We start from the raw sequence: 19,463 nt of genomic DNA, 5'->3' as shown, positions 1-19,463 counted from the left end.
ACTGCTGCCCCAAGGGAAACCGTTATGCCGTGCCTGTCGCATGTAACGCCACGGCACGCGCCGAACTGACCCTGCGTAATTAGCTGTTTCGCTGAGTGCGCAGTTTGGCGAAGTAGTCCAACCGCTTTTTCAGCTCACGCTCGAACCCGCGTTCGACAGGCTGATAAAGAACCGGGCGTTTCATCGTTTCCGGAAAATAGTTCTGCCCTGAAAACCCATCCTCGGCATCGTGGTCGTAAGCGTAGCCCGCGCCGTACCCCTGATCTTTCATCAATGAGGTTGGCGCATTCAGGATATGCTTGGGCGGTGGTTCACTGCCGGATTGCTTGGCCAGCCTCATGGCAGCTTTGTAGCCAACATAAGCACCGTTCGATTTCGGCGCGAGCGCGAGATAGACAACGGCCTGCGCCAAGGCAAGCTCACCTTCGGGGGAACCCAGCCGCTCATAGGTCTCCCAGGATTGCAGACAAACTGCCTGCGCCTGAGGGTCGGCCAGCCCGATATCCTCGACCGCCATGCGGGTAATGCGGCGCGCCAGAAACCGGGGATCCTCGCCTCCGGTCAACATCCGGGCAAACCAGTAAAGGGCCGCATCGGGATCTGATCCGCGCACCGATTTATGCAGGGCCGAGATCAGGTTGTAATGCTCGTCACCTGATTTGTCGTACTTTGCCGCGCGCTTCATCAGACGGGTGGACAAAGCATCCGGGTCCAGTGGCGTCTCGACTTTCCAGGCAGATACCTGCTCGATCAGGTTGAGCAGCGCGCGACCATCGCCGTCCGCCATCTCGTGCAGCGCGTCACGCGCGGCGGGCGTCAGCGGCAGGGCTCTACCAAGTTCCTTTTCAGCCCTTTGAGTCAGTCGCTCAAGATCGCTCAAACTCAACCGTTCGAGCACCAAAACCTGTGAACGGCTCAGAACCGCTGCGTTCAGCTCGAACGAGGGGTTCTCGGTCGTCGCCCCGACCAGAAGAATGGTGCCGTCTTCCATATGTGGCAGGAATCCATCCTGCTGCGCCTTGTTGAACCGATGAATCTCATCAACGAACAGCAGGGTTCCCTTGCCGTTCTCCCGGCGCAATTTTGCTGCCTCGAATACCTTCTTGAGGTCAGGGACACCCGTGAAAATCGCGCTGATCTGCACGAAATGCAGATCGGTCTCGCTGGCCAGCAGACGTGCGATGGTCGTTTTACCTACCCCTGGTGGGCCCCAGAAAATCAAACTGGAAAGGCTGCCCGATGCAAGCATCACACCCAATGGCGCGTCCGGCCCAAGAACCTGTTCCTGCCCGATCACCTCTGCCAAGGTTTGCGGCCGCAACCTGTCGGCCAATGGCCGATGGGGTTCAGCCGCAGGCTCAGCCGTACCGGTGTCGAACAGATCGCTCATAGGATCACAGCCGGAACCGCAGGGACACGACCTGACCGCCACGCAATACGTCCATCTGCAACCGGCGCCCCGGCTCGGTCAGCACGGAAACCACATCTCCGGAACGTTCCATCTCTTCACCATTGATGGCCTTCAGCACATCCCCGGTCCTCAGACCAGAACGTCCCCCATAAGGACCGGGATCAACAACAACCACGCCGGTCTGAGACAGCAACAAACCCATCCGCGCGATCAGCGCCGGGTTGACCCGCGCCACCGTGAGGCCGGGCATGACCGTGTCCTCATCCAGCGTCGTTTCTTCGGCGGGTGGCGTTTCCGGAGCTTCGATGAGTGCCACGTCGATCTCTGGCTGTTCCTCACCACGCAGCAGCGTCAGGCGGGATGTACCCCCAACACCGGCAATGGACATGCGGAATTTCATCTCGGCCGGAGAGTTCACCTCATCCCCATCCACATGGGTAATGATATCCCCGACCTTCAGCCCGGCCTCGGAAAGTGGACTGAGATCGTGCAAGTCCGAAACCACTACCCCCAAGGGCAAAGCCAGACCCAGCGACTCCGCAATATCAGCACTCATATGTTGCCCGGCCATGCCCGCCCACGGGGTGACAAAGCTGTCATTGCCCGCTTGCGCCTGGCGCAGGAATTCCGCCACCAAATTGGCCGGTATCGCAAACCCGATGCCATTAGAACCACCGGATCGAGACAGGATCGACGTGTTAATGCCAATCAAGTCTCCGTTCACGTCGATCAGCGCACCACCAGAGTTACCCGGATTGATCGGTGCATCGGTCTGAATGAAGTACCCACGCGCATTCCCGGTCGCCGTACCAGTACGCGCCAGCCCAGAGATGATCCCTGACGACACTGTCTGCCCCACCCCGAACGGGTTACCAATGGCCAGCGCCAGTTCGCCCACCTCAACATGATCAGAGTCGCGCATGTTCAGTGAAGGCAGGCCTTCTGCTGCATTCAGCCGCAGGATCGCGATATCGCTCTCCTGATCTCCTAAGACGACTTCGGCCGAGAATTCACGGCGATCCGTTGTCACCACCCGGATTTCGGTCGCTGTTCCCACGACGTGATAGTTTGAGACCACATATCCATCGTGGGTCAGAATGACCCCCGACCCCAACGAGTTCTGCACGCGGGGTTGTGGTGCACCGAAACCACCACCAAAGAAGTCCTGAAAAAACGGGTCCGAGAAGAACGGGTTCGCCCGACCCTGCCTGACGATCTTGGCATAGATGTTCACCACCGCCGGTGAGGCCTGCTTGACGACGGGCGCAAACCCCAGACTGATCTCGGACTGGCTTTGAGGGACCCGGGTTTCGGCGGCGGCGGAAAACGCCCCCAACAGCAAAACAAGCGAACACGCGATTTTCCGCATCATCAGTCCTCCGGCACCTTTGCTCATCGGATATGCGGGGCTGACGGCGGGAATGCAAGCGGCTTGGACTAAACACTTATTGGCAAGCAAATTCCCCGGATTGAGGTATAGTGAAAGGGAAGTTGTTTTTTGAAAGAGAATTACATGCATCAGGATCGTGAACTGACATTCGTATCAGCCGTCGCAAGCCATCATCAAAAGCGGCAATTCACCCCGGATGAGCACGCGCATGAATACTATCAAACCTCGTTGCTCAGTGCCGTGATGCAGGGTGTCTATGATGGCACTGTGTCCATTGATGAACTTCTGAAACATGGCGATTTCGGTCTGGGCACCTTCAACGCGCTGGATGGAGAGATGATCGTTCTTGGCGGCATCGCTTATCGTCTGGATGGAGACGGCAAGGCAACAATTGCGCAAGGCAACGAGCTGACCCCATATGCGGCGGTCATAAACTTCGAACCTACAGTGTCACTCGCACTGGAAGCGCCTGTCGAAAAACAGGCCTTCGAAAACGGGCTGGATTCCATCGCCGAGGCCAGAAACCTGTTCTATGCGGTGCGCTTTACCGGGCGGATCAAACACATCAAGTATCGAAACGTGTTGCGGCAAGAACGCCCCTACAAACCACTGCTGGAAGTCGTGAAAACCCAGGCCGAATTTGAATTGAGTGAAACCGAAGGTACGATTCTGGGCTTCAGATGCCCTGACTACGCCGTAGGCATAGGCGTGCCCGGCTATCATCTGCATTTCATCTCCAGCGACCGCTCAACCGGCGGTCATGTCCTGGACTACACTCTGACCAGCGGCCAGATCGAGATCGACCACACATCGTCGCTGCATCTGGAACTTCCGGAAACCCGAGATTTTTCAGACGCCAACCTGTCAGCCGGAGCTTCGGCCAACGGTATACTGAAAGCGGAAGGCGACTAAGTCCGCAAGCCTACGAAGCGCCGTTGGCCACTGTCCCAGAGCAACAAAAAACCCCCGCGCCTTGGGCACGGGGGTTAAAAATCAGATCTGGATCGATCTTATTCTTCGTCTGCTGCCTCTGCGGCGGCAACGCGGGCTTTGTCAGCCGCGCCTTTGGCGTCAACGTCACGATCAACGAATTCGATGATCGCCATCGGAGCCATGTCGCCATAGCGGAAGCCTGCTTTCAGGATGCGGACATAACCGCCCTGACGCTCAGCGTAGCGCGGGCCAAGAACTTCGAACAGCTTTGCAACGTCTTTGTCTTCTTTCAGCTGTGCTGCGGCCTGACGACGGGCGTGCAGGTCGCCGCGCTTGCCCAGGGTGACCAGCTTTTCGATGATCGGGCGCAGTTCTTTTGCCTTCGGCAGAGTTGTTTTGATTTGCTCATGCTCGATGAGCGAGCCAGCCATGTTCGCAAACAGCGCCTTGCGGTGCTCATGAGTACGATTCAGGCGGCGGTAACCACGTGCGTGACGCATTTTCTAGTTCCTTCTTTCGCGTTTTGCTTTGTCTGGCCGGCGATGCGTGTCACCGGCTCTCCTTGGGGCGGAAGTGCCCATATGGTCCCCGGCAGCCCGGGCATTGGGGAAGACGCGTTTAGAACGCGTCTTCGAATTTCTTGGCCAGATCTTCGATGTTGTCGGGCGGCCAGTCCTCGACATCCATGCCGAGGTGCAGACCCATGCCTGACAGCACTTCCTTGATCTCGTTCAGCGACTTGCGGCCGAAGTTCGGGGTGCGCAGCATCTCGGCTTCGGTTTTCTGGATCAGGTCGCCGATGTAAACGATGTTGTCGTTCTTCAGGCAGTTTGCCGAACGGACCGACAGTTCCAGCTCGTCTACTTTCTTCAGCAGCAGTGGGTTGAACTCCAGACCATCGTCTTCGTCCTGGCGGCCAGCCGATTCCGGCTCGTCGAAGTTGACGAAGATCGACAGCTGGTCCTGCAGGATACGCGCGGCAAAGGCCAGCGCGTCTTCCGGCGTGATCGAACCATCGGTTTCGATCTTCAGGGTCAGCTTGTCATAGTCCAGAACCTGACCTTCACGAGTCGGCTGAACGTCATAGGCAACCTTTTTGACCGGCGAATAGATCGCATCGATCGGGATCAGGCCGATAGGTGCATCTTCTGGCTTGTTCTTCTCAGCCGAGACATAGCCCTTGCCGGTGTTGACGGTCAGTTCCATGAACAGATCGGCACCATCATCCAGGTGGCAGATGACGTGATCGCGGTTCAGAACCTCGATGCCAGCGCTTTCGCTGATGTCGCCAGCGGTAACCACTGCGGGGCCTTTGGCATTGATCGACAGGCGCTTGGGGCCTTCGACTTCCATGCGCAGGGCAACCTGCTTGAGGTTCAGGATGATGTCGGTAACGTCTTCACGAACGCCCGCGACCGAGGAGAACTCGTGCAGGACGTTGTCGATCTGAACGCTGGTGATGGCCGCGCCTTGCAGCGAGCTCATCAAAACGCGGCGCAGCGCGTTGCCCAGAGTCAGACCAAAGCCACGCTCCAGCGGCTCGGCAACCAGAGTCGCCTGACGCGCGGGATCGTTGCCCGGCTTGCCTTCCAACTGGGTCGGCTTGATCAATTCTGCCCAATTCTTATGGATCATGTAATCCCTCCATTCCTGTCCGCGCCCCATGACCAACAAGGTGCAGACGCCCGAGGTTTAAAATGACGTGCTGGGGCCGTGCAAAAACACAGCCCCAGCTCAATTCAAAATCGCTTAGACGCGGCGGCGCTTCGGCGGGCGGCAGCCGTTGTGAGCAATCGGAGTCACGTCGCGGATCGACGTGATGTTGAAGCCCACTGCAGCCAGCGCGCGCAGAGCCGATTCACGACCCGAACCGGGGCCCTGAACTTCGACTTCCAGCGTCTTGACGCCATGTTCCTGCGCCTTTTTGCCTGCATCTTCTGCAGCCATCTGAGCGGCGTAGGGGGTCGATTTACGCGATCCTTTGAAGCCCATGGTACCGGCAGACGACCACGAGATGGCGTTGCCCTGTACGTCCGAGATCAGGATCTTGGTGTTGTTGAAGGTCGAGTTCACATGGGCAACGCCCGATGCGATGTTCTTACGCTCTTTGCGCTTAACGCGAGTCTTATCACGTGCCATCAGTCAGACCCTCCCTTATTTCTTCTTACCAGCGATGGCCTTTGCGGGGCCTTTGCGGGTACGAGCGTTGGTGTGGGTACGCTGACCGCGAACCGGCAGGTTGCGGCGGTGACGCAGACCGCGATAGCAGCCCAGATCCATCAAGCGCTTGACGTTCATCTGAACTTCACGACGCAGATCACCTTCAACGGTGAAGTTTTCGTCGATGTATTCGCGGATTTTCAGAACTTCGGCGTCGGACAGTTCGTTGACGCGACGGGTCGCTTCAATGCCCACGGCTTCGCAGATCGCTTTGGCCGAGGTGTTGCCGATACCGGTGATATATGTGAGGGCGATAGGTACCCGCTTTGCAGTCGGGATGTTTACGCCGGCAATACGTGCCACGTGTCACTTTCCTTTTTGTTGCGGTTCCGTAGCTCCGGAACCTTTTTTCACAACACTTGATCTTGGCAGTGACGCCAGAGGATCCAGCATTTGTACGAGGTAGTTACGACAAACAGGACGAATCCCGAATGCGCAGTTGATTCCCAAAAGGGATGGGGGTCGATATGGGCTTTTGGCGGTGCCGTCAAGCCCATTTCAGATTTAGCCGAGAACAGCCTCGATCGAAGCGGTCACTTCGTCAATGCTGGCCAGACCATTGACCGGGCGCAAATCGCCCTTGGCGTAGTAGTAGCCGATCAACGGAGCGGTTTTCTTGTAGTACTCCATCAGGCGGATACGAACGCTCTCTTCATTGTCGTCTGCCCGAACGGGTTCACCGGCAGCGCGTGCCTCTTCGGCTCGGTTGACGATGCGCTTGACCAGTGTCTCGTCATCAACACGCATTTCGATCACGGTGTGCAGCGACTGCCCCAGCTTGGCAAGCAGAGCCGCCAGCGCATCGGCTTGCGCCAGCGTGCGTGGGAAGCCGTCAAAGATAAAACCAGCGCCTTTTTCGGTCATCAGCTTTTCTTCGATCAGGCCGATCACGATCTCATCGGTGACCAGCTTGCCCGCGTCCATGATAGCCGCAACCTTCTTGCCCATATCGGTGCCAGAGGTCTTGGCTTCGCGCAACATGTCGCCGGTGCTCAGCTGGACCATGCCGCGTGTCTTGACCAGGTGTTGCGCTTGCGTCCCTTTACCTGCCCCCGGGGGGCCCAACAATATGATGTTCATCGACGAGCGGGTCCCTTCCTGCCGCGTTTCTTGCTTTTACCGCGCAGCTGGGACTTTTCGATAAGCCCTTCGTATTGATGCGCCAGCAAATGGCTCTGGACCTGTTGGATCGTGTCCATGGTCACAGAGACGATGATCAGAACCGACGTGCCGCCGAAATAGAACGGGATGGCAAACTGGTTCCGCAGAATTTCCGGCAACAGACAGACCAGCGCCAGATAGGCCGAGCCCAGCACCAGCACACGATTGACCACGTATTCCAGGTACTCCGAAGTTTTCTTGCCGGGACGAATGCCAGGCACAAAACCGTTCTGCTTTTTCAGGTTGTCTGCAACATCGTCCGGCTTAAACGACACGTTGAACGTGTAGAAGTAGGCAAAGAACACGATCATTGCAGCGAAGAATAGCAGATAAAGTGGCTGCCCGGGGCCAAAGTTGGCCAGCAACCAGGACATGACCGGTCCATTCGTTGCGCCCGACGAGAAGGTCGAGATCGTCACCGGCAACAGCAGCAGTGAGCTGGCGAAGATGGCAGGGATAACACCTGCGGGGTTCACCTTGACCGGCAGGTGGCTGGAACCACCCTCATAAACCTTCATGCCGACGTTACGGCGCGGATACTGAATATGGATCTTGCGCAGTGCCCGCTCCATGAACACCACGAAGGTGATGACTGCAATCACCATGACGATGACGCCTACGATGACAGCTGGGCTGATCGCGCCCGAACGGCCAGAAGCAAAGAACTGTGCCAGTGCTGCAGGAACCTCGGCGATGATGCCGACGAAGATAATCAGCGAGATGCCGTTACCGATGCCACGCGCGGTGATCTGTTCACCCAGCCACATCAGGAACATGGTGCCGCCAACCAGCGTGATCATGGTCGACATACGGAAATAGAGACCGGGATCAGTCGCAAGGTCACCCGATTCCAGCGAAACGGCCAGGCCATAGGCCTGAACAGTGGCCAGAGCCACGGTGCCAAAGCGCGTATACTGGTTGATCTTCTTGCGCCCTTGCTCGCCCTCTTTCTTGAGTTGCTCAAGCGCAGGAACCATCGCAGTCAGCAGCTGCACGATGATCGAAGCCGAAATATAAGGCATGATGCCGAGGGCAAAGATGCCCATCCGCCCCAGCGCCCCGCCGGTGAACATCGAAACCATGCCGCCGATGCCTTGCCCCGCCTGCTCCATGAACTCGCGCAGCGCTTGTCCGTCAATCCCCGGCACCGGAATGAAGGTGCCCAGACGATAGACGATCAGCAATGCAAGCGTGAACAGGATGCGGTTGCGCAGATCGGTGGCTTTGCCAAGGGCAGCCCAGCTTGTGTTGGCCGCCATTTGTTCTGCTGCTGATACCATAAATCGGTCTCTCTTGTGAAAACGCCGCCCGGAACCGTTTTCCGGCTCGGACGGCGTCTTGGAAAACTCTGAAGTCTATGTAAGCGGGTCTTCGCCCGCTCACAAGCGCTTACTCTGCCGCAGCAGCTTTTGTGACTTTCAGTGAACCGCCCGCTTTTTCAACTGCCTCTACGGCAGCTTTCGAAGCACCGGTGACTTCCAGGTTCACTTTGGCGCTGATTTCGCCTTTGGCCAGAACGCGAACACCGTCCAGCTTGCGACGGACCAGACCGGATGCAACCAGTGCGTCCTCGGTGATCGCAGCTTTGGAGTCCAGCTTGCCGGCGTCGACGAATTTCTGGATCAGGCCCAGGTTGATAACAGCGAATTCCTTGCGGTTCGGCTTGTTGAAGCCACGCTTGGGCAGGCGCTGGTACAGCGGCATCTGGCCGCCTTCGTAGCCATTGATGGCCACACCCGAACGGGATTTCTGGCCTTTGATACCACGGCCACCCATTTTACCTTTGCCGGAACCGGGACCACGACCAACGCGGGTGCGTTTCGGTGCGGCGCCAGGATTGTCGCTCAATTCGTGCAGTTTCATATCGCTTCTCCTAAGCCGGATGTGGCCCCCGAAGCGTGATGGGCCAAACACGGCATTTCTTGGTTTTGATTCTCGCAGCCCATACGGCCACCGAGCGCGTATAGACGGATGACATCTGTGATTCAAGAGGGTTGCAAACCTTGCACCTAGGGTCACGTGCCTTTGAGTGCCCGGCACTTGTTCCGGTTGCCGGATCAGTGTCCACAACAACGCTTGGTACGAATGGCGATCCCGGAAGGACTCGAACCCTCAACCTGCTGATTAGAAGTCACAAGTTTCCATGTTTTCCCTGAGTTGCATGAAATTGCACAGAGCCGCATAATCCCTTGTTTTTAATGCCTATTTTGTTTATTTAAATTGCATGGGCTTGCATGGCGCTTCAATTCCCGTGGTAGCCCGGTGGTAGCCAAGACAGGGGAATATGATGACGGATAAGGTAAAACTAACTAAGCGGGCGGTTGATGCGCTCAAGCCAGGAGAAAAGCGCTTTGTGGCTTGGGATTGCGATATTTCCGGCTTTGGCGTTCGCGTTGCCCCTTCCGGTCGGAAAACCTACGTCCTTAAGTACCGCGTTGGTGGCGGGCGTTCTGGCCGGGTGCGCTGGGCGGTGATCGGCGCACATGGAACATTGACGCCAGATCAAGCCCGTGAAACGGCGCAGCGTTGGGCTGCTGATGTAGCCGCAGGGGGAGATCCGGCAGCGGCAAAACTGGATTTACGCGCCGCCCCAACTGTTTCGGAACTTCTTGATCGATATTTGGCCGAGCATGTTCAAAAGAAAAACAAGCCATCTTCGGAACGCAACGCGCGTATGGTCATTGACAATATTGCGCGCCCCAGCTTGGGACACTTAAAGGTTGCGGATGTGGCGATTAATGACGTTGCCCGGGTACATACGGCCCATTCGGATACCCCCTACATGGCTAATCGGGTATTGGCCGCATTATCCAAAGCCTTCGCGCTTGCCGAAGTCTGGGGAATGCGCCCGGACGGGTCCAATCCATGTAAAAAGGTTGAGCGCTTCAAGGAAAAGTCGCGGGAACGTTTCTTGAGTGTTGCTGAATTTCAGAGGTTGGGCGAAGTTCTGGCGCAAGCCGAACAAGAGCCGCTACGCATTCCAGACGGGAACGGTAAAGAAAAGCTGGTACCAGTGAACCCGCAAGCAATACGTGCGCTTCGCCTCTTGATTTTCACGGGCGCGCGTGTCGGTGAAATCCTTGGGCTTCGCTGGGAACATATCGACGTTGAAAACGGGCGCGCAAACTTGCCCGATTCCAAAACAGGAAAGAAAGTAATTCAACTGGCCGCGCCTGCGCTTGAGGTACTGGCGGCGGCTGAGTGTCCAGTAGATGGCAGGGGTTACGTGATCCGTGGCGCGGGCGGAACTGACCCAGAGGTTCCACTTGTGAACATCAAAGGGCCGTGGGGCGTTATCCGGCAAGCGGCAGGGCTTGAGGATGTGCGCCCGCATGATTTGCGTCATGCCTTCGCCTCCATCGCGGTAGCGGGCGGTCTGTCTCTGCCTATGATCGGGGCGCTTCTGGGCCACCGGGAAACTCGCACTACGCAACGTTATGCGCATTTGTCCGACGATCCGCAAAGGGCCGCAGCAGACTTGATTGCGGGGCGGATTTCCAATGCGATGCGGGGGCAGGAAAGCGGTGCTGACGTGGTGCCGATACGCCATAAATCGTCTTAATCTGGTTACTATATCTTGTGTCAGAAAGGGGCAGTTTTTGCCATTTGCTAGTTCTGTATATATCGAAAATTCCTGTAACTTTGTTACTTTGTTACTTTTCGGCGTAAGCTTCTGATAAAAATGCGAAATTTAGGTTACAATTTTACCACAGCTTGGTTACAGGTTTTTCTTTTTGTTACTTCCTTCTGACCCTCTACGCTATTCTATGACGCCCCGTGCAATCCGGTGCGGTTTGACCTTGCAATCGAAGCCCCACAAAAACCCGCCTAAAATCACCAAAATCAGGGGTATTTTGCAGAACTCGAAACACAATATATTGTGTTCCGTTGATTTTCGGTTAGCGCTGGGCTTATGTTTTGAGTGGGCGGCTAGGTTTAGCGGCTGAAAGGCTGGATTTCGCACCCAGCTTGCCGCCTGTTAACTCTGTGCGAACGCCATGCGAGGGCGAAAATGAAAGACGTGCACAGAGGATTTGAGCAGCGCCGCGCGGCCCGCTTGCTAGAAACGGAATCGCAATTTAGGCAACAGATAGAAATACCCGCCCGAAAATCATTTGAGACCGAACCAAGCCCGTATGATGAGGCGCTTCTGGCTCGGGATGCACTGGCGTATTTAAACAGCAAAGACTATAAGTTCGGTTGGTTTGAATTTCTGCGTTCCGTTGTTCTGGGCGCTTCCGGTTTCTCTTCACCTGAGTTTCGCGCGGCTTTCCCTTATAGCGATGAAGCCTATGGAAGCGCGGGGAGTTTCAAACCCGGTTTATTTGCATCCGAAGGTATAGAGCATCTTGGTAGGGCACTGGTGGCTGAAGGTAAGATACTGGCGTTTGCCCGTGGTGAGAACGTAGACCGATGTTTTAGGCTTGATCCACAATTATTCAGGCGGATCGGTGTGGGCGTCGGGCGTCCCTCGGGGTTTTATCCCGCAATCTATGTGCGGTGTGATTTCATGGAAAATGCGCGCGGATGTGACGCTAATAAATTGAAATTGGTAGAACGCACAGATCCGCATTGGCAGGAAATAGCTTCAAGGTGCCTTGAGTGGCAAAGCCCGCGTCAAAAGGCTCCATTTGTTCAAGAAGCTGTGCGGATGGTTTTGGATGAAGCCGTTTCTATCAATGTTGCCGCGCAAAGGATAGTTGACAAATACGGGCACAGCGCACGGGGCGTTTCTTACAGGAAGGGCACTGTCGTCGGCATGGAATATCACAACGCCGTAGAAAATATTAGCCGTCCGGCTGGTAAGATTTTGAACGCAATAGAGGAAAGCGGGAAGCTTCCGAGCTAATCCACTACTTTCCAAACCGTTCCAAATGACGCCCAGCGCAGGGTAAGCGCAGATTGCATTCACGTTCAAATGAAACGGAGTGCAAGACTATGCAAGAAAATGATGCTGATAAGCTGCTTACCCGTGCAGAGGTAGAAGCCCGCTTTGGCTTGTCCCGGCGCTTTCTAGAAGTGGCGGCGGTGAAGGGTGACGGCCCCGTTATGGTCCGGCTAGGCCGCGCTGTGCGCTATCGTGTCCAGGATGTGCGCCAATGGATCGAGGTGCGCCGCGTGGCTTCTACGTCGCAAGAGGTAAGTCAATGACGGTCAATCGCAAACCTGCAAGCGTCTTGTCTGCGCCAAATGGGCAACTTTTGTTTTCGCAGGCTGATCAAGGCCACCATGCCCGTCTTGATCTGTCACGGCATGACCGCGCCACGCTGGATAAACTGGGCTTTGCCATTGATGCCCTGAGCCGCTGGGGTGCTTTTGTGCGCTCAGTCGAGCAGATTGAGGGTCTTATCTGCCGCTATGAACAAGTCACCTTGCCGATCCTCGGATGTGCGCAAGATGAGTGAGGCACAAGACATCGTTAAAGCACTGGGCGGAGAGTGGCGCAGCAACTATGGCCTTTCGCCGTGCCCTATATGCCAGCCGGAAGGGCGGCGAGATCAGCGCGGGCTTTCTGTGAAAGATTCGGCTGGCCGGACTCTTTTGACCTGCCACAAGGCAGGCTGCCCAGCGCCTGACATTTTCACGGAATTGCGGGCGCGCGGTATTGTTCAAGGTCATGGGCACAGCTTGCAGCGGTCCCCCGCTGAAATCGAAAGTGAGCGCAAAAAACGCCGTAGCCAGCGCCTGAAAACACTACGCTTTTGCGATGATATTTTTAGCCAGGCGGTGCCGATAACTGGAACGCTTGCGGAGACCTACTTGGCCACGCGGGGCATTTCCATTCAAGGTCAGAAGGTGCGCAAAACGCTGCGCTTCCACCCAAACCTAAAACACTCCGGCAAGGGCGATTATCACCCCGCGATGGTGGCACGCCTGCGGGGGCCGAAGGGCGAACCGCTGGGGTTGCATCGTACTTATTTGCGCCCGGACGGGTCCGGCAAAGCGGATCTGGATGGAGCCGCAAAGATGATGCTGGGACCGTGTGGCGGCGGTGCCGTGCGCTTTGGGCCGGATCGTCCGGTAATTGCCCTTGCCGAAGGGCTTGAAACGGCGTTGAGCATTGGTGTTGCATCCCGGTTGACCGTCTGGGCGACTCTCAGCGCGTCCGGGCTAAAAGGTCTGATCCTGCCCCCGTCGCCCGTGGCGGAAGTGATTGTTATTACGGCGGACCATGACGCGGCGGGACTTGCCGCTGCTGAGGAAGCGGCGGCACGGTTCGAGGCGGAAGGCCGCGCGGTTTCTGTGATTGCGCCTCAAGCCAAAGGTGCGGATTTCAACGACGTTTTGCGGGGTTCGGCGCATGGGTAATAAGGAAATCAACACCGCAGTAAGCGGGGCGGTAGAGGCTGCAAAGGCCAAACAAAAAAACGGCGCTGGGTTGAGCGGAAACACCCAGCGCGGGAAGGCCAAGCGGCGTCCGTTTCCGTTCAAAGTCGATGAAACAGGGGTTTACCGTCAAGTCGAACGGGAAGGCGATGACGGGACAGTGCTTAAAAGCTGGGTCCGGTTTGGTTCCGAATTGCACGTATTGGCCCTAACCCGGAACGATGATGGCGAAGATTGGGGGCGGCTTCTGCGCATTATCGACCGCGACACAATGGAGCATATTTGGGCGATGCCCGCTGCGTTACTGGCTGGATCTGGCGATCCGCTGCGGGCGGAATTGCTGCGGCTGGGGTTCGAACTTGAATCGCGTAGGGATGCCAGGGCATGGCTTCTGGAATACCTGATAACGGCTGAACCGGAAACGCGGGCGCGCTGCGTTGGGCGTGTCGGCTGGCATGGTGAAACCTATGTTATGCCAGATGGCCCAATCGGCAAAATTGAAGGCGGGGAGCAAGTGCTATTGCAAACCGTCGAAAAGCCTGACCATGCGTTTAATGTGGCGGGCGCGCTGGGTGATTGGCAAACCGAAGTCGCCGCGCTAGCGCTGGGAAATTCGCGGCTGGTGCTTTCGATTGCGGCGGCATTTGCTGCGCCGCTGCTGGCGTTGGCAGGCGATGAAGGCGGCGGCTTTCACTTTCGCGGCGCTTCATCTTCGGGAAAATCAACCGCCCTGACCGTGGCCGGGTCTGTCTGGGGCGGCGGCGGAACACGCGGGTTTGTGCGTCAATGGCGGGCAACCGATAACGCGCTTGAAAGTGTGGCGGCGATATCTTGCGATAGCCTGCTTTGTTTGGACGAACTTTCACAGGTTGAGGCCAAGGCTGCAGGCGCGGCGGCTTATATGCTGGCAAATGGCAAAGGCAAAGCCCGCGCAGGGCGCGAAGGGCAAGCCCGAAAGGTGCTTGAATGGCGCGTTTTGTTTCTCAGCAATGGGGAAATCGCCCTTGAAGACAAGATCAAAGAGGGCGGGAGCCGGATTGCTGCGGGTATGGAAGTGCGTGTTATCGACCTGCGGGCGGATGCTGGCGCTGGTATGGGGATTTTCGAAAACACCCGCGGCGCGACTGAACCGGCTGATTTTGCCCAGCGCCTCAAGAAGTCCGCCAATGCGTATTACGGCACGGCGGGCCGTGCCTTTGTGGCTGCGTTGGTGGATAATCTGGCGAGGTACCGGGAGCGGTTGGCGGATCTACGCAGAAAGTTTGTTGAACACGCCTTACCACCGGGGGCTGACGGGCAGGTGCACCGCGTAGCAGATAGGTTCGCACTGGTGGCGGCGGCGGGTGAAATTGCTACCGCGCTGGGGGTTACGGGCTGGCCTGCTGGGGCCGCTCTGAGCGCCGCCCAGCGCTGTTTTGCAGACTGGTTGGCGGAGCGCGGCGGGATTGGGTCTAGTGAAGTCGCTGAGGCCAGGCGCCGCATCGCAGAGGCATTACAGCTTCATGGCTCAAGCCGCTTTCAGCGCTGGGCGCGGTCTAGTTCTGATCGCATGGTGATTACCAACCGCATGGGGTTTGTGCGGATCCAGGGTGATCCAGATCAAGAGGAAGTCGAAAGCACCTTCTTTTTCCTTTGTGAACCCTTCAAAGACCTCATGGCAGGGTTAGATGTTCGGTCAGTTGTTACCGACCTGATGGCGGATGGCGTAATCGTCACCCAAATCGAGCGCGGCAAGCCGAGCCCAAACAAACCGTTCCATGTTTCCAGCGGTGGCGGCAAACATCGGCTTTATCAGATCGCCCGCGATAAGTTGGACACCGCAAACGGTGGTGCAGATGACCAGTAAGCCCGATTGGGACGCGCTGGGCGCTTTGTTCAGCAAGCCTGCACCAGAGAGCACTACAGCGCCGCCCAGCGCCAGTAAGGGAACTGAACAGACTATTGCCAGTCCAACACATGCCGAGGCACGGCATTCTGAGCTGGTATGTTATCGGGCCGATTGGATACCGAAGTGGCTGACCCGCGACCTGATGCAAGAGCGGGCCGCTATCTATGAATATGAGGCTGGTATGACGCGCGAAGAAGCTGAGGCCGAAGCGCGGAAGGGGGTTGAAAAGTAAAGCCCCGCAGGACTTGCTATTGTCTTAGCGGGGCTACCACTGGTGTGGTTTTGAGGCTCAACGCATTGCGCGAGCAGACAAGGGACATATAAGGCAGAAAACCTATAACGTCAACTTAACGCAACGCTACAGGCCCAGCGCCACTTTGATGCAGTCAAGTATTTTGGCAAATTCGTCCTCAGAAATACGTGGTGTCAGATACTTACGCTTGCCCGTTTGGTCCCGGTCAGTCCTGAACAGGTCAAGCCGCTCAAACCCGACTGTTGCAAGCATGTCGGCTTTTACCCAGCATTTGGTTTCCGAGAAATGCGGCAAGCTGTAAGGAAGTTTGATCTGACAATGATGCGGTGCAATCCGATCCGGTGGCGTCGTGCTAAGCGGAACCACTGTTATCAGTCCACTGCGATGACGCAAACGAGGCGACACGGCGATGACCGGACGGCGCTTCACCATTTCAGGCGGCTTGAAACCGCCCTTGCTGTAGTCGCACAGCAAAACAGTGCGTTGATTAACGTCATACTTGACAGGCAAGTTAAGCGTCCGCTTCTTTGACTGCTACGCCCGGCCCAGTTGCCACGTCACCACTTTCAAGAAACTGAACGCCTGCGGCCTTGAATGCCGACAATACTGCCTCTTGGTTCTTGGCGTTTAAGGTCGCTGTCCGACCACTTTCGAAAGATCGAATTGTGTCATGAGAGACATTCGCTCTTTCGGCTAATTCAGCTGCATTCCAATCGACTAATGCGCGGGCCACTTTGCTCATTTTCCTAGTGATTATCATATTTCGCCACCTTTTAAGTATTAAATTACACATAATGTGTTGACGCATGGCAGCACAAAGGCTACACATGATGTGTAGCAAATGAACGCGGAAAGGACAACCGCAATGACACTGAACCGTTCCGACATTATGACTGCCGCTTGGAAAGATACCCGTGAGCATATGCGCATGGGCTATGCCGCTCACCAGCTGCGTGAAGTATTCACCTACTGCCTGCGCCGCACATGGGCCGCTGCCAAGGCCGCAGCCGCGCTATTGTCCCGATCTGCCGCAAGCCTCTGGGCCGAAGTGCAGGACATGGAAAGCCGGGATCGCCTTGGCTTTCATGGCATTGAGCGTCTGGGCCAGTTGCGCCGCGCCTACTATAATGCGAAAGCCGAAGCTGAGGCGCAGGCCCAAGCCGACATCGCTGAAAAGCACGACCTTATCCGTTCTGCGAAGGGCCGTTTTGCATCTGTGACCTTCATCAAGAAAGATGGCAGCGTCCGCGAAATGCGCGTCCAGACCGCCAAACTTAAATACCACGTAAAAGGCCATGCGGCTTCGCCGAGCGCCCAGAGAGCCACAGAGACGCGCAAGGCCCTTCACCCAAACCTGATGGCGGTATGGGATGCCGACAAGGCGGCTCCGCGCTCAATAAACCTTGCCACCGTCACGGAAATCCGGCTGGACGGAATGGCCCTTGCCTATGAGGTGCCAGCATGAAGCGCCGTGAGTTTATTTTGGCAGGGGTCGCTGGTGCGCTCCCTGCCGTTCCCGCCCTATCATCCAGCGCCACATACACTGTAGGCCGGGCGCAACTGATCCAAATCATCAAGCAACTTGAGGCCCATCAAGGCTGGGAATCATCCTGTGTGATTGCTGCAAAGTGCTTTGCGGCATGGCAGTTACGTAAGGCGTTGTCGTTACCGCTTGGCGATAGCCAATACCCACAGATGCACATTGATTTTCAGCGTGACAACTTTGAGCGTTATCAACGGACAGTGTGGGCTAAACGTGATCTGCAAAACGGCGAGGTCTATCAGATCGCGCCTATGGAAAGGGCGCTGGCATGACACAGACCGCATATGATGATCGCAAAGACATTCTTCCTGGCGGCATCAATTGCTTTGATCTGGTGGGTAAGTCTAATGTTGTCGCTGGGCTGGTGGATGCATCAGTCTCCATATTGAACGAAATGGATTACGCGCTGCCGAACGGTGGGCGGAATAAAGACCTAGATCACGTCTGGGCAATCTTATCCGCTCCTGCCCCACTTGCTACCGATCTAGCTGACCTCTGTGACAATATCAAACTTATGCCTATCGTGGTCGATTCCTAGTTTTCTAGCCAATATCCAGACAGATCAAACCCGGTTGCGTTCGCTGCCGGGTTTTCTTTTCCCCGCGCCCCGGTTGGGCCAGCGGCACTGTCGCGCCCGTCCCTTCGCGTCTGTGCCTGTCCAGCGGCATAGCTGAGCCGTGAAAGATCACGGCTGTGGTGAAATGCCCGACCTTCAAATAGGGAAAAAAGCCACATACCGGGGGTATGCTGGTTTTTAGGTGTGTTTGGGTGCCGACCGCGCACCATAGCCTTGTTTACGCTTGGCCAGTGTCAGGCAAAAAAGCCCATGGGTAGGGGGGGTGCAAAAAGTTCACGCGTATGGATCAAGGGACCGGCGTGGGTAGGTAGATTTTTTCGCGAGTTGGTTTAGAGGGGGGGTGAAATACTTTATACAATTAAATCTATTATTTAAGTTTAACAGTCAATTTGAAGCTATCCGCAATGATCTGAACGCGAGGGGCGTTGATCAGCCACCGTCCTAGCCAAGCCACCCCACCCTTTCATTTCATGGTTGCCGAACTCTGCCAACGCGTCGAACATTTGAAAGATAAGCTGACCTTCACTCGATGTGGTACCAATGGACTCCTGAAGGTTTTTCAGGCCAACACCCATTTCCTTCAACGGCTCGGCGCGGCCAACCAGATACTTGAGAGACCAGCCCATCCGATCCAGCCACCAGACACCAGGGTGTCGCCATCCCGACGCTGTTAGAGAGCTTTGCTCAAATCTGGACTTTCGCTTTTAGCGCCGCTCACTTTGCCGTCGAATTCCGCTCGCACCCTATGGCGCGCAATGTATCAAGCTGCCAGGCAAGGCTCTGATCTTCTGACGATAAACATGCAGAGCAATGAGCATGGAAAACCATCTAAATAATCAATCCGATTGCCCAAATGCATACGGAGATTTCCAGATGCTGCAAACACACAAATTTGTTGCGTCGTTTCAATGGTTCTTCGACAAGCCAGTTACCTGTCTGTGAAACGGACGTTTGGATCTGGCTCTGGGAAGTATTTGGCGAGAATGGCGGTCTGTGCTGCCATCTCCTTTATTGGCAGATGCTTCATTGCTGATGCACCGCTGGAAAACAGGTCTTTCAGAGAAAAGTTGTCGCTGACGAAGATCTGCACCGCTGCAAGCCGTGCCAGCGGGTAATTCATGTAATAATGATAAAGCGTGCCCGGATTTAGAAGCCCATCAGCCAAACTATCCAGATTGTCGAACAGATAGGCCGCGTTTTCCACCGCCCAGACCTGTTCCAATTCCGGGTAAAGAGCAGGATCGTATTTTTGGACAAAACTCAAAAGAAGTAATTCTCCAATAAACGCGCAGGTCTCGCGGGCAATCGGGGGCATAGAGTCATTGCCGGAAAGCATGATCTGAAGTGCATGTGCGGCCTTGTTGGCCAAACACATCAAGTCCGTAGGTTGACCATTCCAGTTCATCGCAACAAGTGGCGGCTGTCCCTCGCCACGATCTGCTGTGTACGGCCAACAGATTGTCAGGTCTGCAAGTTCTTTGAAACCTAATCCTTGCAGTCTCCGCACAATGTCCAGGCACTCAGGAAAGCCTTCGACCAAAGCCGGGATCACATAGGTTTCAAAACACTCTGCCTGGCTTTCTGGTATCGGTGCTGCATTTGATGAGGTGGGCAGCTCTTCAACTTTCGAATGATAATCTTTCAGCTCACCCAAATAGTAGGCTGTGACAATATCCCGTAATATAGGCGCTTTCAGATCGTGCAGATCAAGCCAGTCGAAAATCGTGTGCAAGTCGGAAACCCAAATAAATAAAAATAAA

24 protein-coding genes are annotated in these 19,463 nt (G+C 56.0%); 11 read left to right on the top strand and 13 right to left on the bottom strand.

What is annotated here, in order from left to right; all coding sequences use genetic code 11:
* Window positions 1-79: 79 nt before the first annotated feature.
* Window positions 80-1,390, bottom strand: a complete 1,311-nt coding sequence (locus ACR0CW_RS09925; protein WP_480787640.1) for a replication-associated recombination protein A — start codon at window positions 1,388-1,390, stop codon at window positions 80-82.
* Window positions 1,391-1,394: 4 nt separating this feature from the next.
* Window positions 1,395-2,783, bottom strand: a complete 1,389-nt coding sequence (locus ACR0CW_RS09920; RefSeq protein WP_480787800.1) for a trypsin-like peptidase domain-containing protein — start codon at window positions 2,781-2,783, stop codon at window positions 1,395-1,397.
* A 141-nt stretch (window positions 2,784-2,924) separates the two neighbouring features.
* Between ACR0CW_RS09920 and budA the strand changes: the two genes are divergently transcribed.
* The gene (gene budA / locus ACR0CW_RS09915) at window positions 2,925-3,713 is read left to right on the top strand and encodes an acetolactate decarboxylase (RefSeq protein WP_480787639.1); all 789 of its coding nucleotides are present in this window, start codon (window positions 2,925-2,927) and stop codon (window positions 3,711-3,713) included.
* A gap of 98 nt (window positions 3,714-3,811) precedes the next feature.
* Here budA and rplQ read toward each other — a convergent pair whose 3' ends face one another.
* From rplQ to rplO, 7 genes are all read right to left on the bottom strand, one after another.
* Window positions 3,812-4,234 carry a 50S ribosomal protein L17 gene (gene rplQ, locus ACR0CW_RS09910; RefSeq protein WP_155150040.1) on the bottom strand — a complete coding sequence of 141 codons (423 nt, stop codon included), beginning with the start codon at window positions 4,232-4,234 and terminating at the stop codon, window positions 3,812-3,814.
* Between the two features lie 118 nt (window positions 4,235-4,352).
* Window positions 4,353-5,369 carry a DNA-directed RNA polymerase subunit alpha gene (locus ACR0CW_RS09905; RefSeq protein ID WP_058276312.1) on the bottom strand — a complete coding sequence of 339 codons (1,017 nt, stop codon included), beginning with the start codon at window positions 5,367-5,369 and terminating at the stop codon, window positions 4,353-4,355.
* Window positions 5,370-5,483: 114 nt separating this feature from the next.
* Entirely contained in the window at window positions 5,484-5,873 is a 390-nt protein-coding gene (gene rpsK, locus ACR0CW_RS09900) for a 30S ribosomal protein S11 (RefSeq protein ID WP_008757289.1), read from the bottom strand.
* Between the two features lie 15 nt (window positions 5,874-5,888).
* Complete coding sequence (gene rpsM / locus ACR0CW_RS09895; protein WP_170332212.1) at window positions 5,889-6,257, bottom strand: 30S ribosomal protein S13; 369 nt, start codon at window positions 6,255-6,257, stop codon at window positions 5,889-5,891.
* 201 nt (window positions 6,258-6,458) lie between these two features.
* On the bottom strand, window positions 6,459-7,034 hold the full coding sequence (locus ACR0CW_RS09890) for an adenylate kinase (RefSeq protein ID WP_155150038.1): 576 nt from the start codon (window positions 7,032-7,034) through the stop codon (window positions 6,459-6,461).
* Complete coding sequence (secY, locus tag ACR0CW_RS09885) at window positions 7,031-8,395, bottom strand: preprotein translocase subunit SecY (protein ID WP_155150036.1); 1,365 nt, start codon at window positions 8,393-8,395, stop codon at window positions 7,031-7,033. Before secY ends, ACR0CW_RS09890 begins: the two co-directional genes overlap by 4 nt.
* 109 nt (window positions 8,396-8,504) lie before the next feature.
* Window positions 8,505-8,978 (bottom strand): 50S ribosomal protein L15, encoded by a 474-nt coding sequence (gene rplO, locus ACR0CW_RS09880; RefSeq protein ID WP_480787638.1) that lies wholly within the window; start codon window positions 8,976-8,978, stop codon window positions 8,505-8,507.
* Window positions 8,979-9,402: 424 nt separating this feature from the next.
* On the opposite strand from rplO, the gene ACR0CW_RS09875 reads away from it, so the two are divergent.
* From ACR0CW_RS09875 to ACR0CW_RS09845, 7 genes are all read left to right on the top strand, one after another.
* Window positions 9,403-10,677, top strand: coding sequence for a tyrosine-type recombinase/integrase (locus tag ACR0CW_RS09875; protein WP_480787637.1), 1,275 nt, complete (start codon window positions 9,403-9,405; stop codon window positions 10,675-10,677).
* Window positions 10,678-11,127: 450 nt separating this feature from the next.
* Window positions 11,128-11,964 carry a hypothetical protein gene (locus ACR0CW_RS09870; RefSeq protein ID WP_480787636.1) on the top strand — a complete coding sequence of 279 codons (837 nt, stop codon included), beginning with the start codon at window positions 11,128-11,130 and terminating at the stop codon, window positions 11,962-11,964.
* An 89-nt stretch (window positions 11,965-12,053) separates the two neighbouring features.
* A complete protein-coding gene (locus ACR0CW_RS09865; RefSeq protein ID WP_480787635.1) occupies window positions 12,054-12,266 on the top strand; it encodes a helix-turn-helix transcriptional regulator in 213 nt (70 codons plus the stop codon).
* Window positions 12,263-12,520: a hypothetical protein gene (locus ACR0CW_RS09860; protein WP_480787634.1), complete on the top strand. Its 258-nt coding sequence runs from the start codon at window positions 12,263-12,265 to the stop codon at window positions 12,518-12,520. Before ACR0CW_RS09865 ends, ACR0CW_RS09860 begins: the two co-directional genes overlap by 4 nt.
* A complete protein-coding gene (locus tag ACR0CW_RS09855; RefSeq protein ID WP_480787633.1) occupies window positions 12,513-13,424 on the top strand; it encodes a DUF7146 domain-containing protein in 912 nt (303 codons plus the stop codon). Before ACR0CW_RS09860 ends, ACR0CW_RS09855 begins: the two co-directional genes overlap by 8 nt.
* Window positions 13,417-15,288 carry a DUF927 domain-containing protein gene (locus ACR0CW_RS09850; protein WP_480787632.1) on the top strand — a complete coding sequence of 624 codons (1,872 nt, stop codon included), beginning with the start codon at window positions 13,417-13,419 and terminating at the stop codon, window positions 15,286-15,288. Before ACR0CW_RS09855 ends, ACR0CW_RS09850 begins: the two co-directional genes overlap by 8 nt.
* Window positions 15,278-15,562: a hypothetical protein gene (locus ACR0CW_RS09845; protein WP_480787631.1), complete on the top strand. Its 285-nt coding sequence runs from the start codon at window positions 15,278-15,280 to the stop codon at window positions 15,560-15,562. The genes ACR0CW_RS09850 and ACR0CW_RS09845 overlap by 11 nt, the downstream gene beginning before the upstream one ends.
* Before the next feature lie 126 nt (window positions 15,563-15,688).
* On the opposite strand, the gene ACR0CW_RS09840 is transcribed toward ACR0CW_RS09845, so the two are convergent.
* Together ACR0CW_RS09840 and ACR0CW_RS09835 are read right to left on the bottom strand one after the other, a co-directional pair.
* Window positions 15,689-16,093: a type II toxin-antitoxin system PemK/MazF family toxin gene (locus tag ACR0CW_RS09840; RefSeq protein ID WP_480787630.1), complete on the bottom strand. Its 405-nt coding sequence runs from the start codon at window positions 16,091-16,093 to the stop codon at window positions 15,689-15,691.
* A 1-nt stretch (window position 16,094) separates the two neighbouring features.
* On the bottom strand, window positions 16,095-16,325 hold the full coding sequence (locus ACR0CW_RS09835; protein WP_480787629.1) for a hypothetical protein: 231 nt from the start codon (window positions 16,323-16,325) through the stop codon (window positions 16,095-16,097).
* A gap of 123 nt (window positions 16,326-16,448) precedes the next feature.
* Between ACR0CW_RS09835 and ACR0CW_RS09830 the strand changes: the two genes are divergently transcribed.
* Genes ACR0CW_RS09830 through ACR0CW_RS09820 form a run of 3 tightly spaced genes read left to right on the top strand, consistent with a single transcriptional unit; the run spans window position 16,449 to window position 17,664 of the window.
* On the top strand, window positions 16,449-17,048 hold the full coding sequence (locus tag ACR0CW_RS09830) for a hypothetical protein (RefSeq protein ID WP_480787628.1): 600 nt from the start codon (window positions 16,449-16,451) through the stop codon (window positions 17,046-17,048).
* Window positions 17,045-17,398 carry a hypothetical protein gene (locus ACR0CW_RS09825; protein ID WP_480787627.1) on the top strand — a complete coding sequence of 118 codons (354 nt, stop codon included), beginning with the start codon at window positions 17,045-17,047 and terminating at the stop codon, window positions 17,396-17,398. The genes ACR0CW_RS09830 and ACR0CW_RS09825 overlap by 4 nt, the downstream gene beginning before the upstream one ends.
* Window positions 17,395-17,664, top strand: a complete 270-nt coding sequence (locus ACR0CW_RS09820) for a hypothetical protein (RefSeq protein ID WP_480787626.1) — start codon at window positions 17,395-17,397, stop codon at window positions 17,662-17,664. The genes ACR0CW_RS09825 and ACR0CW_RS09820 overlap by 4 nt, the downstream gene beginning before the upstream one ends.
* A 434-nt stretch (window positions 17,665-18,098) precedes the next feature.
* On the opposite strand, the gene ACR0CW_RS09815 is transcribed toward ACR0CW_RS09820, so the two are convergent.
* Both ACR0CW_RS09815 and ACR0CW_RS09810 read right to left on the bottom strand, forming a co-directional pair.
* A complete protein-coding gene (locus ACR0CW_RS09815; RefSeq protein ID WP_480787799.1) occupies window positions 18,099-18,338 on the bottom strand; it encodes a recombinase family protein in 240 nt (79 codons plus the stop codon).
* Between the two features lie 293 nt (window positions 18,339-18,631).
* Complete coding sequence (locus tag ACR0CW_RS09810; RefSeq protein ID WP_480787625.1) at window positions 18,632-19,435, bottom strand: hypothetical protein; 804 nt, start codon at window positions 19,433-19,435, stop codon at window positions 18,632-18,634.
* Window positions 19,436-19,463: the final 28 nt, after the last annotated feature.

Source organism: Ruegeria sp. CH6, assembly GCF_056537005.1.
Note: the sequence above shows the minus strand (reverse complement) of the source record. Positions and strands in the feature narration are given on the sequence as shown.

Excerpts from the sequence above, each read along its gene's own strand:
- ACR0CW_RS09925 (WP_480787640.1), bottom strand. The coding sequence starts at position 1,390 with ATGAGCGATCTGTTCGACACCGGTACGGCTGAGCCTGCGGCTGAACCC.
- ACR0CW_RS09920 (WP_480787800.1), bottom strand. The coding sequence starts at position 2,783 with ATGATGCGGAAAATCGCGTGTTCGCTTGTTTTGCTGTTGGGGGCGTTT.
- budA (WP_480787639.1), top strand. The coding sequence starts at position 2,925 with ATGCATCAGGATCGTGAACTGACATTCGTATCAGCCGTCGCAAGCCAT.
- rplQ (WP_155150040.1), bottom strand. The coding sequence starts at position 4,234 with ATGCGTCACGCACGTGGTTACCGCCGCCTGAATCGTACTCATGAGCAC.
- ACR0CW_RS09905 (WP_058276312.1), bottom strand. The coding sequence starts at position 5,369 with ATGATCCATAAGAATTGGGCAGAATTGATCAAGCCGACCCAGTTGGAA.
- rpsK (WP_008757289.1), bottom strand. The coding sequence starts at position 5,873 with ATGGCACGTGATAAGACTCGCGTTAAGCGCAAAGAGCGTAAGAACATC.
- ACR0CW_RS09890 (WP_155150038.1), bottom strand. The coding sequence starts at position 7,034 with ATGAACATCATATTGTTGGGCCCCCCGGGGGCAGGTAAAGGGACGCAA.
- secY (WP_155150036.1), bottom strand. The coding sequence starts at position 8,395 with ATGGTATCAGCAGCAGAACAAATGGCGGCCAACACAAGCTGGGCTGCC.
- rplO (WP_480787638.1), bottom strand. The coding sequence starts at position 8,978 with ATGAAACTGCACGAATTGAGCGACAATCCTGGCGCCGCACCGAAACGC.
- ACR0CW_RS09875 (WP_480787637.1), top strand. The coding sequence starts at position 9,403 with ATGACGGATAAGGTAAAACTAACTAAGCGGGCGGTTGATGCGCTCAAG.
- ACR0CW_RS09870 (WP_480787636.1), top strand. The coding sequence starts at position 11,128 with ATGAAAGACGTGCACAGAGGATTTGAGCAGCGCCGCGCGGCCCGCTTG.
- ACR0CW_RS09865 (WP_480787635.1), top strand. The coding sequence starts at position 12,054 with ATGCAAGAAAATGATGCTGATAAGCTGCTTACCCGTGCAGAGGTAGAA.
- ACR0CW_RS09860 (WP_480787634.1), top strand. The coding sequence starts at position 12,263 with ATGACGGTCAATCGCAAACCTGCAAGCGTCTTGTCTGCGCCAAATGGG.
- ACR0CW_RS09855 (WP_480787633.1), top strand. The coding sequence starts at position 12,513 with ATGAGTGAGGCACAAGACATCGTTAAAGCACTGGGCGGAGAGTGGCGC.
- ACR0CW_RS09850 (WP_480787632.1), top strand. The coding sequence starts at position 13,417 with ATGGGTAATAAGGAAATCAACACCGCAGTAAGCGGGGCGGTAGAGGCT.
- ACR0CW_RS09845 (WP_480787631.1), top strand. The coding sequence starts at position 15,278 with ATGACCAGTAAGCCCGATTGGGACGCGCTGGGCGCTTTGTTCAGCAAG.
- ACR0CW_RS09835 (WP_480787629.1), bottom strand. The coding sequence starts at position 16,325 with ATGAGCAAAGTGGCCCGCGCATTAGTCGATTGGAATGCAGCTGAATTA.
- ACR0CW_RS09830 (WP_480787628.1), top strand. The coding sequence starts at position 16,449 with ATGACACTGAACCGTTCCGACATTATGACTGCCGCTTGGAAAGATACC.
- ACR0CW_RS09825 (WP_480787627.1), top strand. The coding sequence starts at position 17,045 with ATGAAGCGCCGTGAGTTTATTTTGGCAGGGGTCGCTGGTGCGCTCCCT.
- ACR0CW_RS09820 (WP_480787626.1), top strand. The coding sequence starts at position 17,395 with ATGACACAGACCGCATATGATGATCGCAAAGACATTCTTCCTGGCGGC.